We start from the raw sequence: 13,717 nt of genomic DNA on the forward strand, positions 1-13,717 counted from the left end.
CCGCGCCATTGACGCGGCGCCTGCGATCCCTTCAGCAGGGGGCACGTTTTCAAGCGCGCGATCCCGCAAGGGAGCGCCACGCCCGTCGAGGAGGGATACCCCATGTTTTCCGCTATCGTGATCGACAAGACCGATGAAGGCCAGGCCGTCACCCTGCAGCAGCTCGACGAGGCCGCACTGCCCGAAGGCGACGTCACCATTGACGTCGCCTATTCGACTCTCAACTTCAAGGATGGCCTTGCCATCACCGGCAGCTCGCCGGTGGTGCGCAAGTTCCCCATGGTGCCCGGCATCGACCTCGTCGGCACCGTCACCCAGAGCGACCACGCCGACTGGAAGGCCGGCGACACGGTCGTGCTCAACGGCTGGGGCGTGGGGGAGGGTCACTGGGGTGGCCTGGCGCAGAAGGCCCGCCTCAAGGGCGACTGGCTGGTGCCGCTGCCCGCCGCCTTCACTCCGGCCCAGGCGATGGCGATCGGCACGGCGGGCTACACCGCCGCGCTGTGCGTCGATGCGCTGGTCGATTTCGGCGTCACGCCCGACAAGGGCGAAGTGCTCGTCACCGGGGCGACCGGGGGAGTGGGTTCGGTGGCCATCGCGATCCTTGCGAAGCTGGGCTATTCGGTGGCCGCGCTCACCGGCAAGGCGTCCGAGGCGGACTACCTCAAGGCCCTGGGCGCACAGACGGTGATCGACCGTGCCGAGCTTTCCGCCAAGGGCAAGCCCCTGCAGAAGGAGCGCTGGGCAGGCGTCGTCGACACTGCCGGCAGCTTCACGCTCGCCAACGCCTGCGCCCAGACCAGGTACGGCGGCGCCGTCGCGGCCTGCGGACTGGCGCAGGGCTTCGACCTTCCCGCCACCGTCATGCCATTCATCCTGCGCGGCGTCGCCCTGCTGGGCATCGACAGCGTCATGGCGCCCAAGGCCAAGCGGCTCAAGGCCTGGGACCGGCTGGCGAAGGACCTCGACCCGGCGGCGCTCGACACCATCGGCCAGACGATCGGCCTGGGCGAGGCGATCGAGGCAGCGGCCCGGTTCATGTCCGGCGAGGTCAAGGGCCGCTACATCGTCGACGTGAACGCCTGAGCCACGTTGCCGTCGTTCCCGCGCGGGCTGCATGGGAATGACGGGAAAATGAAGACCTTCAATCAGGAAGTGGGCATTGCATGACGGGTTCGGTCGAGGTGGTGGACGGTCTGTCCATCGTGCACGGCATTCCCCTGAGCGAAGAGCAGGGCATCGGCGCGCTGACCCTGGGGGGCTACGTGCGCGAGATCGCGCAGGCATTCGGCCCGCGCGAGGCGGCGGTGATCCATCTCGAAGGCGAGATCGTGCGCTGGAGCTACGACGACCTCTACGCGCGCTCGCTGGAGGTGGCGAAATCGCTCGTCGCACTCGGCACCGGCAAGGGCACCCGGGTCGGCGTGCTGATGACCAACCGGCCGGAGTTCCTCTCGGCGGTGTTCGGTGCCGCGCTGGCGGGCTGCGTGGCGACGCCGATCAGCACGTTCTTCACGCCCACCGAACTGGAAGTGGTGCTCAAGGCCTCGGGAGTTTCGGTGCTGCTGCTGGAGCGCTCGGTGCTTCGGAAGGACTTCGCGCAGATGCTCGCGGGCCTCGAGCCCGACGTGCTGACCAGCGCGCCCGGCGAACTGGCCTCGCGCAAGTTTCCGTTCCTGCGCCATGCGGCGATGATCGATGCGGAGGAACCGCTCGGCATGATCGAGGGCTTCGGCGCCTTCCTCGAGCGCGGGCGGGACGTGGCGGAGGACCTCGTGCTGGCCGCGAGCGACGCCGTGGCACCCAGCGATCCGGGCATCCTGCTGTTTTCCTCCGGTTCGACCGGCAAGGCCAAGGGCATCTTGTCCGCCCATCGCGGGGTCTGCCTGCAACTGTGGCGCTGGCCGCAGTGGTATGCGATCCGCGACGATGCTCCGGCGCGCACATGGTCCGCGAACGGCTTCTTCTGGTCCGGCAACTTCACCATGGCGCTGGGCGGCACGCTGTCGCGCGGGGGCACGCTGGTGCTGCAGCGCTGGTTCGATGCGGCCGAGGCGCTCGACGTCATGGCCAGGGAACGCGCGACCATGGCGCTCGCCTGGCCGCACCAGTGGCCGCAGCTTGAGGCCGCGCCGAACTACGCCGAGGTCGACTTGTCCTCGCTGGTCTACGTCGACGCGAACACGCCGATCGCCCGCCATCCCACCGTCTCGGTCGAATGGCTGGAGCCGGGCCAAGCCTACGGCAATACCGAGACCTTCACGCTGATCTCGGTCTTCGCGGCGGGAACGCCGCCCGAGATCGCCGGCACTTCCCACGGCGTCCCCACCGCCGGGTCGACGGTGAAGATCGTCGACCCGCTGACCGGCAAGACGATGCCGCTGGGCGAACGCGGCGAGATCGCGGTCAAGGGACCGACGCTGATGCTCGGCTACCTCGGCATCCCGCTCGACGAATCGCTAGACAGCGAAGGGTTCCTGCGGACCGCGGACGGCGGCTACGTCGATGCGCAAGGGCGGCTGTTCTGGGAAGGGCGGCTGGGCGACATCATCAAGACCGGCGGTGCCAACGTCTCGCCGCTGGAGATCGACGAGGTGATCCGCGCCCATCCCGAGGTCAAGGTCTCGCAGACCGTGGGCGTGCCCGACGAACTGCTGGGCGAACTGGTGGTGACCTGCATCGTGCCGGTGGAAGGCGCGAGCCCGAGCCCCGAGGCGATCCGCGCCTTCGCGAAGGACAAGCTCGCCAGCTACAAGCTGCCGCGCCGCGTGCTGTTCGTGGCGGAGAGCGATCTCAAGACCACCGGTAGTGCCAAGATCAAGACCGCCGACTTGCGCAAGCTGGCGGCGGAGCGGCTGGCGGGGGTGGATGGCTGAACCGTCGCGGGAATGGCCATGGCGGCGTCCATCCGGAGAGAACCCATGCACGGCACCCCCGATTTCGCCGACTGGCTTGCCATCTGCAATCTCAAGGCCGCCTATTGCCGCCTGCTCGACACCAAGGACTGGGAAGGCTGGAAAGCGCTGTTCACGCACGACTGCGTGATCGACACCAGTGCGAGCGGCGGCACGGTGGAGCAGGGCCGCGAGCGCTTCGTGGCGATGGTCGCCCGTTCGCTTGCCGAGGCGAAGACCGCGCACCAGGTCCATTCCCCGCAGATCACCCTGGACGGCGACGAGGCGCAGGCCGTCTGGGCGATGCAGGACCGGGTGGTCAAGGGCGACTTCGCGCTCACCGGATACGGTCATTATCACGAGACTTGCGTGCGCACGCCCGAGGGCTGGAGGATTGCCCGCCAGACCCTCACCCGCCTGATCGTCGAGATGGACCGCCCCGGCGCGTGACGACGAATTGTCTGGCCAATCCCGGGTGGCCGCTCTAGCCTTTCCGCGATGGAACGCAGGGTGGGTAACGTCCTGGCTCAAGTGTCGCGCCTGATGCGGCGCGCCTTCGACGAGCGGGCGCGCGAGATCGGGGTGACCCGGCCGCAGTGGCAGGTGCTCGGCGTATTGCGCCTGCACGAGGGCATCCGGCAGGCGGGCCTTGCCGACATCCTCGAAGTGGAACCGATCACCGCTGCCCGCATGATCGACCGCATGCAGGAAGCCGGCCTCGTCGAGCGCCGGGCCGACCCGGTCGACCGCCGCGCCTGGAACCTCCACCTCACCGAGCGCGGCAGCGTCATGATCGAAAGGCTCCAGCCGCTCGCCATCGAGACCTCCGATAAAGCGCTCGCGGGGATCAGCGAGGCCGACCAGGCGCAGCTTCTGGCGACGCTGGAGACGATGCGCGGCAACCTTACCGGCAAGCCGGCGGCGACCGATCCCCTCGATCGATAAGGTCGGGCCGGGGCCGCGGGTATTCGACACGGTATCGCCGGGGCGCGTCACGGCCGATCGGACACGATCCATCGTCGTCGCGATAGGCGGGGGATTGGCGAGCCGCTATGGTGGGCGCAATCAGCCGACCCGCATGCAGCGGGCGGCAGGGTCGAGGAGGAACTGTGGGCAAGACGATCGTCATCACCGGCGCCGGAGCCGGGCTCGGCAAGGCCCTCGCGCTGCGTTTCGCGCAAGAGGGCGAGACCGTGGTGCTGCTCGGGCGCACGCTCTCCAAGGTCCAGGCCGTGGCCGACGAGATCGGGGGGAATGCCCTCGCGGTGCAATGCGACGTCGCCAGCGCCGATTCCGTGCGCGCCGCCTTCGCCACGATCGCGCGGATGCACCCCGCGATCGACGTGCTCATCAACAATGCCGGGATCTACGAGCCGTTCACGGTGGCCGAGGCCACCGACCGGCAGATCGATTCCATCATCGCCACCAACCTCAACGGCCCGATCTACTGCTGCCGCGCCGCCATCCCGATGATGGGCAGCGGCGGGGTCATCATCAACGTCGGCAGCGAATCCGTCGCCGTGCCGTTCGTGATGCTTTCGCTCTACCAGTGCAGCAAGGCGGGGCTGGAACGCTTCACCGAGGCGCTCGAGGCGGAACTGGAGGACAGCGGCATCCGCGTCGCGCTCGTGCGCGCGGGGCCGATGCACGACCAGGGCAAGGAAGCACCCGCCTGGGACCGCGATGCCGCGATGCGCTTCCATGCGGGTTGCGCCCGCAACGGCCTCGACTTGCAGACCCGTCCGATCTCGCATTCCGGTTCGGTTACCGGGGTGTTCCGCGCGGTCATCGACCTGCCGCCGGACGTGCGCGTTTCCCACGTCTCCGTCGGCGCGCGCAAGGCCTGAGCGCCATCTTCGTCTAATCGAATTCTTGCCAAGGATCATTGCATGACCACTCTTCCCGATGCCCGGCTCACCATCGACGGCAAGCTGCGCGATGCCACCGGCGGCGCGACGTTCGACATCATCAGCCCCTGGACCGGCGCGCCGGCGGGCAAGGCGGCCGACGCCACCGCCGCCGACGTGGACGAGGCGATCGCCGCCGCCCGCCGCGCCTTCGACGAGACCGACTGGTCGACCAACCGCGAAAAGCGCGTGGCGCTGGTGAGGAAGTACCGCGAACTGTTCGAACGCGAACGCCAGCGGCTGGGTGAACTGGCCATCAACGAGGCCGGCGCGGCGCAGGGTGCGGTGGGCCGCGCCCACGTCGGCATGGCGCTGGACGGCTGGGACGAATATCTCGCCGTGTTCGACAAGCTCGACTGGGAGAAGGACTACGGCGAGAAGGCCGCCTTCGGCCTGATCCACAAGCGCGTCGGCGTGCGCGAGGCGGTGGGCGTCGTCGGCGCGATCACGCCTTGGAACGTGCCGCTCTACGTCAACATCGGCAAGGTCGTCGCGGCGCTGCTGGCCGGCTGCACGGTGATTCTCAAGCCCGCGCCCAATACGCCCGGCATGGGCGCGATCTTCGGCGAACTGGCGGTGGAAGCCGGCTTCCCCGCGGGCGTCATCAACGTCGTGTTCGGCGCCGACCCGGCGCTGGCGGGCGAGATGCTGGTCACCGACCCGCGCGTCGACCTGATCTCGTTCACCGGCTCCACCGGCGTCGGCAAGCGGATCATGGAGCAGGGCGCCGCGACCCTGAAGCGGGTGTTCCTCGAACTGGGCGGCAAGTCGGCCAAGATCGTGCTCGACGATGCGCCCAATTTCGCCATGGACGTGGCGATGACGATGCTGGTCTTCCATGCGGGGCAGGGCTGCGCGGTGCATTCGCGCCTGCTGGTGCCCCGCAGTCGATACGAGGAAGCCAAGGCCATCCTCAAGGGCGCCTACGGCAAGTTCGCCGACAACTGGGGCGACGTGGAGAATCCGGCGCACATCATGGGCCCGGTCGTCTCGAAGCGGCAGATGGAGCGGGTGAAGAGCTACATCGACCTCGGCCAGGAGGAAGGCGCGACCCTGCTCGCAGGCGGCCAGATCCGACCCGACAAGGGCGGCGGCTGGTTCGTCGAGCCGACGTGCTTCGTCGACGTGAGCAACGACATGCGCATCGCTCAGGAGGAGATCTTCGGGCCGGTCCTGGTCGTCATCCCTTACGAGGACGACGAGGACGCGATCCGCATCGCCAACGAAAGCTCCTATGGCCTTTCGGGCGGCGTGTCGGGCAGCCACGAGCGGGCGATCAATATCGCGCGGCGGGTCAAGACCGGCTCGATGAGCATCAACAACGGCATGTGCATCGCCGGCGACATTCCCTTCGGCGGCTTCAAGGCCAGCGGCATGGGCCGTGAATGGGGCGTCGAGGGCATCGAGGAATATACCGACGTCAAGATGCTGGCCTGGCCGGTCGGACAGGTCGAGGCGGCCTGAGCCTTTCGCGGTGGAGAGCGTGCCGGAGGAAGACGAGGGGGCTCCCGTCGCGGGCCACCTCGCGGCCCTTTCGCCGTCGCTGTCGGCGGCGGTGACGGGGGCGTGCGCGACCGTCAGCCACAATCTCAACGGACAGCGGCTGGGCCCCAAGGGCAGGGTGACGCGCGAGCGCATCCTGGCCGCGGCGATCGTGCTGATCGAGGAATCCGCCGAGCCGGTGACGCTCGCGCGCGTCGCGCGCGGAGCCTCGCTGGGCATGACCTCGGTGTACAACTACTTCACCGACATCACCGAGCTGCTGCTGGCGGTGCTCGATCCGGTCATGGCGACGGCGCAGGAGGACTACCTCTCGGTCATCAAGGAGCGCTGGCCGGACGACGCGCTTTACGACCACTGCTACCGCTTCGTGCGGCGCTACCACGGCTTCTGGCTGCGCCATTCGCGCCTGCTCCACATGCGCAACGCGCTTGCGGACCAGCAGGACCTACGCATGATGCGCCACCGCATCGACAGCAGCCGCCCGATCATCGGCCTGATCGTGCGGCAGATGAGCGACGAGCCGCTGGGTCTCGGCCCGCATACCTCGATGGCGACGATGCTGATGATCGGCATCGAGCGTTCGGTGACGCTGGTGACCGACCGCGAACTGCGCCGGCTGGTGGAAATGGGTCCGGAAGTGAACGAGGACCGCTACCTGGTCCCCGGCGCACGGCTGATGGAGTTCGCGATCCGCGATGCCAGGGAGGAAGGCACGGCCGCCGCCCGCCACTCATGACCACGGCCAATAAGCACATCAGCGATACCCGTTCGTGAGATCGCCAGGACGCGCCTAGCCTACCCCCCTGCACATCGCACGGGAGGATGACGTGACCGAATCGCTTCGCGAACTCTATGGCAGGCTCCACGAGGAGCGGGTGCGCACCCTTCCGCCCGAAGACGTGGAAGCCAACGTGCGCCAGCGCCGTGAACTCGAGGACAGCTACGATCCGGCCGGATCGCCCGCGGTCGGCTCCCGGCTCGACAATTTCGTCTTCACCGACGTGCAGGGCGGGGATTTCAGCCTCGACGATGTCGTCGCCAACGGTCCGGCGGTGCTGGTCGTGTTCCGCTTCGCAGGCTGCCCCGCCTGCAACATCGCGTTGCCCTACTACCAGCGCAACCTGTGGCCACGGCTAGAGGAACTGGGGATTCCCCTCGTCGCGATCAGCCCGCAGGTCCCCGGGCCGCTCGGCGAAATCCGCAGCCGGCACGATCTGTCGTTCACCGTGGCATCCGATCCCGACAACCGCTTTTCGCGCTACCTGGGGATCACCTATGCCCCCAACGCGACGACCCGTGCCTATCTCGAGCGCAAGGGCCTGGACCTGAGCGCGGTGATCGGCACCAGCAACGACGAACTCCCGCAGGCGACGACGATCGTGATCGACCGCGACCGCACGGTCCGCTTCATCGACGTCACGCCGGACTGGCTCGCCCGGACCGAAGCCGGGCCGCTGCTCGGGGCGGTCGATGCGCTCGTCGTGGCGACGTCCGCATAGGCGGGCCGGGGGCGGCTACTTGCCCTTGCCGCCGACGCCCTTGAGGTAGGCTTGCATGCCCTTGATGTAGTCCGGGTTGAGCATCAGCGCGCTGTTCGCCATGCGCTCGACATGCCGGGCGGAATCGCGGCCGAGTTCGGCGCAAAGCTCGATGGCGACTTTGGCCGCGCCCATCTGCTCGCCGTTCTGCTTCGCGAGGTGGCGGCAGAAATCCATGGCCTCTTCCTCGAAGCCTTCGTCCTCGTAGACCTGGTGGACGAGGCCCATGGTCAGGGCCATGTCGGCGCTGGCCGGCTTGTTCGCCATGATGAGCCAGCGCGCCCAGTGCGGCCCGCAGATCCGCGTCAGGCGCGAGACCCCGCCCGAGGCCGGCAGCACTCCGAACAGGCCTTCGGGGAAAGCATAGCCTGCGCTTTTCGCGGCGAGGCGGAAGTCGCACGAGAGGCTCATCTCCAGCCCGCCGCCCACGCACATCGCATGGTGTGCGACGACGATGGGCTTCTCGACGTGTTCCATCTCGTCCCACAACTGCTGCATGTTGTTGAGGTTGAGCCGGTGGTTCTCGCGGATGCCCCTTGCGCTGGAGCCGTCGTGCACCGGCGAGACGAGGTTGCGGTCGTCGCCGCGCAAGTCCGCGCCGGAACTGAAGTAGCGCCCGGCCGAGCGGATCAGCATGACCTTCAGTTCGGGCGTGTCGCGCAGGCGCAGCACGGCCTCGGTCAGCAGGTCCATCATCGGCCGGCTGATCGCATTGAGCTTGTCCGGGCGGTTGAGCGTGACGACGAGGATGCCCTCGACGTCCTCGGTCAGCAGATGCGGTGCTTCGTCGGTCATCGTGTTGGTTCCATTTTCCGGCAACGATCCAGAACTGCGTCCCATTCCCCGGGCCATTCCCCGGCCCATTCCCTGGCAATGACGATGGGCGCGAGAGGCAAAGTCAACCCCGCGTTCTCGGCAGGCCCAGCCCGCGTTCGGCGACCATCGAGCGGTGCACCTCGCTGGTGCCGCCGTAGATCGTGGTTCCCGCCGCATGGCGGTAGCACTGGTTGAGCAGTCGGGCGGCCCCTTCGCGCTTCGACAGGGAGAGCGGCGCGGTCAGGTCGAGCAGGTCGCGGCTGTCGCTGAGGAACTTCTCGGAGGAGTACATCTTCGCCATCGGCCCGAACGCATGGTTGGGCTTCTTCTCGATGCTCGACCACTGCGCGCGATACGTCAGCATGTCCGAGATCCACAAGTGCGCGACGCTGCGCGCGAGGCGGCACTGGGTGCGGGTCTCGCCGGCGATGCCGATCTGCCGGGTCAGGTCCTCGGCGGCCTCGATCATCGCCTTCATGACCTTGGAGAAGCCGCCGCCGTGCTCCAGTTCGAGCGCGGCGCTCATCGTCTTCACGCCGCCGTCGATCTCGCCCAGGCGCCAGGAGTCCGGGATCACCACGCCGTCGTAGAAGGTGATGTTGGTGCGCTCGTCCTGGAAGGTGTGGACGGCCTGGACCGTGACCCCTTCGGTCTTGAGAGGCACGATGAACATCGTCAGCCCCTTGTGCTTGGGTACATCGGGATTGGTGCGGGTGAGCATGAGCACGTAGCTGGAAAGGTTGGCGCCGCTGGTCCACATCTTGGTGCCGTCGATGCGCCAGGAGCCGTCCTCCTGTTGCGTCGCCTTGCACTGCGCGGCGAAGACGTCGGAGCCGCACGAGGGCTCCGAATAGCCGAGCGAGCACAGCACGTCGCCGCCCGTGATCCGGGGCAGGACCTCGGTCTTGAGTTCGTCGCTGCCGTACTTGTCGATCATCATCGCGACCATCGCCGCGACATTGGCGCCCGGCGTGTTGTACCCCTGCCGTTCGAGTTCGCCCATCGCCGCGATGCGCGCGTAGGGGGTGATCCTGCGGCCGGCGAGGTGCTCGGGCAGGCCGGGGAACAGCAGGTTGTGGTCGGCCAGCATCTTGTGGACTTCGGGGACGTAGCCTTCCCAGGAATAGTGGAACCTGGCCTTCATCTCCGGCGTCACCTTGGTCGCGAAAAGCTCGGCCAGTTCGGCGCAGACCTGCCGGGCCTCCTCGCCGAGATCGAAGTCGAGCGGGACGTCGCCGGCGGCGGGCAGGGCAGGGGTCTCGTCGGCGTAGAGGCGGCGGCCGGCCTCCTCCAGCGCCAGCGCGGGGTCGCCCGCCACCAGCGGCAAGGCCTTGGCGCGCAAGTTGTAGAGGTGGATGTCGTACTCGCTCGACAGGCCGAAGCCGCCGAACGTGTGCAGCCCTTGCGCGACCGCGCGCGCGGCGGCGTCGCAGGCGTACCAGTAGGCCAGCGAGATCGTCGCCCCGGCCTCGTGCGAACCGTCGTGGATGTCGCGGATCGCCTTCCAGGCGAGGAACTTGGCGCCGTCCACGTCGCACAGCAGGTCGGCCAGCGGGTGCGAGATGCCCTGGAACGTGCCGATGAGCTGGCCGAACGCCTTGCGCTCGCCGGCATAGGCGGCGGCCATGACGAGCGCCTGGCGGCCGATCCCGGATAGGCCGACGGCGATGTGCAGCTTCCATTCCTCGACCGCCGCGGCGAACGTGGCGAGTGCCTCCTCGCCCGCGGCGAGCACCTCCGTCGCGGCGGCGGCGAGGTCGATCTCGGCGATCGGAGTGGTGGCGAGATTGGGCTCGGCGCTGCCCGCACCGTCCACCGTCACCAGCACCACCTCGGCCCCGCGCCGCGCGACGACGGCCTGGGCGACGGCGCCGCCGGCGATCCATTGCACCGGCTTGTCCGCGATGTCGTGCAGGGCGATGGTGACGACCGCCTCGCCGCCGATCGCCCGTTCGAGGAGGTCGTCCTGCCCGCCAAGCTGCCCCAGCAGCCGCGTGGCGACCAAGGCCTCGGCGAGCGGGCCGGAAACCAGCGTGCGTCCCGCCTCCTCCATCAGCAGCGCCGCGTCGAACAGGCCCAGCTCCATGCCGCCCGCCGTTTCGGGCACGCGCATTGCAAAGGCGCCAAGCTCGGCAAGGCCGCTCCACAGGGCCGCATCGAAGCCGCCGGTGTCCTGCGCCTTGCGGACCCGGACCGTGCTGGAATGCTCGTCGAGAAAACGCGCGAAGGTGTCGCGCATCATTTCCTGTTCGTCGGTGAGGTCGAAGTTCATGGCAGGCTTTCCCGGAGCTTATCGTTGTCGGCGCGCCGGGGCCCATGAGGCGGATGCGGGCGCGCTTCCCCATGGTCCTGAACACAGGTTGGAGAGGCGTTCAATCCGCAGCCCGTGGCAATCGCGGGCGCGATGCGGGGCGGCCCCGTGGTGGCAGCGGCGAAGGCCGCCGCGGACCGGCCGGGCGTTCCCGTTCGGGGATGGCAATCGCACAAGCGATGGCTCGCCCGGGCCGGCTGGCCCGCGGTGCGCAGGAAGGATAGTCTCCACTATCCGGCGCCACTGCGAGCGGCCCCGCACGGTCCGGCCGCAACGAATACCAGGAACGGCACGAGATCGGGAAGAAGCACCGGCAGCACCGCAACGGATGGGAGACGAGAGATGGAAATGAACGACATGGTGATCGTCAGCGTCGACGATCACATCAGCGAGCCGCCGGACATGTTCCAGAACCATCTCTCCGGCGCCTTGCTCGAGAGCGCGCCCAGGATGGTGAAGGACGAGAACGGCAAGGACGTCTGGGTCTACCAGGGCCAGACTTTCGCGTCCGTCGCCCTCAATGCCGTGGTCGGCCGGCCTTTCGAGGAATACGGGATGGAGCCGACCTCGCTCGACCAGTTGCGCGAGGGCGTCTACCGGGTGGACGAGCGGGTCAAGGACATGGACGTCAACGGCATCGCTGCCTCGCTCAACTTCGGATCGGTGTTCGATTTCGCGGGCGGGCGGCTCCATCGCGTGCCCGACCGGGACCTCGCGGTGAAGCACGTCGGCGCCTACAACGACTGGCACATCGACGAATGGTGCGGTGCCCATCCGGGCCGCTTCATCCCTTGCGCCATCCTTCCGACCTGGAACATGGACGCGACGATCGCCGAGCTGAAGCGCGTCAGCGCCAAGGGCTGCCACACCGTCTCGATCAGCGAGAACCCGACCTGCCAGGGCCTGCCCTCGATCCACAACGCCTACTGGGACCCGTTCTACAAGGCGATCAACGACCTCGACATGACGATCTGCATCCATATCGGCGGCGGCAATCCGGCCCCGCATGCCTCGATGGAGACGCCGATCGAGGCATGGATCTCGACGATGCCGATGACCATCGCCTATGCGGCCTCGGACTGGCTGCAACTGGAGGCGCTGCACACCTACCCCGACATGCGCATCGCGCTGTCCGAGGGCTCGATCGGCTGGGTCCCCTATTTCACCGAGCGCGCCGATTTCTCGAACTCGCGCCACAAGTACTGGACCAACTCGCGCTTCCAGCAGCTCAAGCCCAGCGAGATGTTCCGTCGCCACTTCCTCAACTGCTTCATCGACGACGCCTTCGGCCTGCAGAACATCGGGTTCATCGGCGAGGACAACATCGCCTACGAATGCGACTACCCGCATTCCGACACTCTCTGGCCCGAAGTGCCCGAACGCCTGTGGCCCACGATCAACCACCTCACCGACGCGCAGATCGACAAGATCACCCACGGCAACGCCATGCGCTGGTTCCGTTTCGACCCGTTCGCGCACCACGCCAGGGCGGACCTCACGGTCGGCGCGCTGCGCGCCAGGGCCAGGGCGGAAAGGGTCGACACCACGCCCAAGTCCTCGTTGGGCGAACGCCCGCTGGCGCAGGGCGAAGTGCGGCCGGTCACCTCGGGCGACATCATGCAGATGTTCAAGCGCCATGACGATGCCGACCGCCTGAGCCGCCTGACCGGCCAGGAGGCATGATCCGACCCTCCCCGTGTCGACGCGGTCGACGGGGAAGGGGGGCGTCCGAAGGGTTGAGGGCGGGAACACCCCTCCGTCACCTGCTACGCGGCTGCCACTTGCCCATTGCTGCGCAGCAAGGAGAAGCGGAAAAGGAAAAGGGCCCCGCGAGGTGTCTCGCGGGGCCCTTCCCGTTGGGTCCGTAATGGGTCAGGCGGCGTGCGAGAACTGCTCCACGCTGGCCTGGGCATGCTGCGCCACCGGGTCGGGCAGGCAAGCGCGCATGGCGTCGCTCAGGCACTGGAAAAGCGCCTCGGGAGTGACCTTGTCGTCCTTGCCGTAGACCACGCTGATGACCAGCGGGTGGCCTTCGGGCTGGCGCGGGACGAGACCGCTCAGCGCCTCGGCGCCGGTGCCGAAACCGGCCGGACCGAACAGGTGACGCGGTTCGCGGCAGGCGTCGATGCGGGCCATCATTTCCGAAAAGGCGAACTTCTCGTGCTCGGCGGCCTCGGCGTTGAGCCGGCGCACCATGCCTTCGCAGCGCTGGCGCGGTATGGTCGAGAGCATCAGCCAGCCGGCCGTGCTGCGGGCCAGCGGTTCCTTGACGCCGCCCGCCAGTTCGCGGGTCGCCGCCAGGGCGCGCGGGCCGTGGCGCCAGTTGACGATCTGTGCGTCGAGCCCGACCATCGAGTGCAGCGCGACCGACAGGCCGGTCTGCGCCACGAGGCGGTCCATCAGGCGCACGATGCGCCCGTCGCGGACCAGTTCGGGCTGGCCGGAAGTGCCGATCAGCGCGGCGCGGGGCGTCAGGCAATAGGCGCGCGAGTAGGGGTCCTTGTGAAGCAGGCCCAGTTCGACGAGGCTCGACAGCAGTTCCGACGTGCTCGACTGTGGTCGATTGTAACGCCGGACGATGTCCATGACGGTCGCTTCGCGGTGCGCATCGTCGAAGTACTCCAGTACCTCGATAACCCGCCGTGCAATCTTGGCCTTGTTCGATGATGACGACGTCTTGCCAGACATGAGGTCTCTCCTCCCTCTGCTTGGTTGATGGACTCGCTTCGACGAGTTTGCCTCTATCCC

12 protein-coding genes are annotated in these 13,717 nt (G+C 67.9%); 9 read left to right on the top strand and 3 right to left on the bottom strand.

From position 1 onward, the window contains the following. The first annotated feature begins 102 nt into the window (after positions 1-102). The 8 genes from ACFFDA_RS13105 to ACFFDA_RS13140 all read left to right on the top strand — a co-directional run bounded on the left by ACFFDA_RS13105 (position 103) and on the right by ACFFDA_RS13140 (position 7,803). The gene (locus ACFFDA_RS13105) at positions 103-1,086 is read left to right on the top strand and encodes an MDR family oxidoreductase (protein ID WP_404480896.1); all 984 of its coding nucleotides are present in this window, start codon (positions 103-105) and stop codon (positions 1,084-1,086) included. Positions 1,087-1,166: 80 nt separating this feature from the next. Next, positions 1,167-2,876, top strand: coding sequence for a class I adenylate-forming enzyme family protein (locus ACFFDA_RS13110; protein WP_404480897.1), 1,710 nt, complete (start codon positions 1,167-1,169; stop codon positions 2,874-2,876). Positions 2,877-2,921: 45 nt separating this feature from the next. Continuing rightward, a complete protein-coding gene (locus tag ACFFDA_RS13115) occupies positions 2,922-3,344 on the top strand; it encodes a nuclear transport factor 2 family protein (protein ID WP_404480898.1) in 423 nt (140 codons plus the stop codon). A 60-nt stretch (positions 3,345-3,404) separates the two neighbouring features. Beyond that, complete coding sequence (locus tag ACFFDA_RS13120; protein ID WP_404480899.1) at positions 3,405-3,839, top strand: MarR family winged helix-turn-helix transcriptional regulator; 435 nt, start codon at positions 3,405-3,407, stop codon at positions 3,837-3,839. A gap of 164 nt (positions 3,840-4,003) precedes the next feature. Then, positions 4,004-4,741, top strand: coding sequence for an SDR family oxidoreductase (locus tag ACFFDA_RS13125; RefSeq protein WP_404480900.1), 738 nt, complete (start codon positions 4,004-4,006; stop codon positions 4,739-4,741). Between the two features lie 42 nt (positions 4,742-4,783). Next, positions 4,784-6,265: an aldehyde dehydrogenase family protein gene (locus ACFFDA_RS13130; protein ID WP_404480901.1), complete on the top strand. Its 1,482-nt coding sequence runs from the start codon at positions 4,784-4,786 to the stop codon at positions 6,263-6,265. Between the two features lie 19 nt (positions 6,266-6,284). Further along, complete coding sequence (locus tag ACFFDA_RS13135; protein WP_404480902.1) at positions 6,285-7,040, top strand: TetR/AcrR family transcriptional regulator; 756 nt, start codon at positions 6,285-6,287, stop codon at positions 7,038-7,040. A 91-nt stretch (positions 7,041-7,131) separates the two neighbouring features. Then, the gene (locus ACFFDA_RS13140; protein ID WP_404480903.1) at positions 7,132-7,803 is read left to right on the top strand and encodes a peroxiredoxin-like family protein; all 672 of its coding nucleotides are present in this window, start codon (positions 7,132-7,134) and stop codon (positions 7,801-7,803) included. 15 nt (positions 7,804-7,818) lie between these two features. Here the strand turns inward: ACFFDA_RS13140 and ACFFDA_RS13145 are convergent, their stop codons facing one another. Further along, positions 7,819-8,637 carry an enoyl-CoA hydratase/isomerase family protein gene (locus ACFFDA_RS13145; protein ID WP_404480904.1) on the bottom strand — a complete coding sequence of 273 codons (819 nt, stop codon included), beginning with the start codon at positions 8,635-8,637 and terminating at the stop codon, positions 7,819-7,821. Between the two features lie 103 nt (positions 8,638-8,740). Continuing rightward, positions 8,741-10,930 carry an acyl-CoA dehydrogenase gene (locus ACFFDA_RS13150; protein WP_404480905.1) on the bottom strand — a complete coding sequence of 730 codons (2,190 nt, stop codon included), beginning with the start codon at positions 10,928-10,930 and terminating at the stop codon, positions 8,741-8,743. Positions 10,931-11,311: 381 nt separating this feature from the next. Between ACFFDA_RS13150 and ACFFDA_RS13155 the strand changes: the two genes are divergently transcribed. Further along, positions 11,312-12,652 (top strand): amidohydrolase family protein, encoded by a 1,341-nt coding sequence (locus tag ACFFDA_RS13155; RefSeq protein ID WP_404480906.1) that lies wholly within the window; start codon positions 11,312-11,314, stop codon positions 12,650-12,652. A 189-nt stretch (positions 12,653-12,841) separates the two neighbouring features. Here the strand turns inward: ACFFDA_RS13155 and ACFFDA_RS13160 are convergent, their stop codons facing one another. Beyond that, the gene (locus tag ACFFDA_RS13160; RefSeq protein ID WP_404480907.1) at positions 12,842-13,657 is read right to left on the bottom strand and encodes a helix-turn-helix domain-containing protein; all 816 of its coding nucleotides are present in this window, start codon (positions 13,655-13,657) and stop codon (positions 12,842-12,844) included. Positions 13,658-13,717: the final 60 nt, after the last annotated feature.

Origin of the sequence: Novosphingobium sp. BL-52-GroH (genome assembly GCF_044813085.1) — a bacterium.
Lineage (GTDB): Bacteria > Pseudomonadota > Alphaproteobacteria > Sphingomonadales > Sphingomonadaceae > Novosphingobium.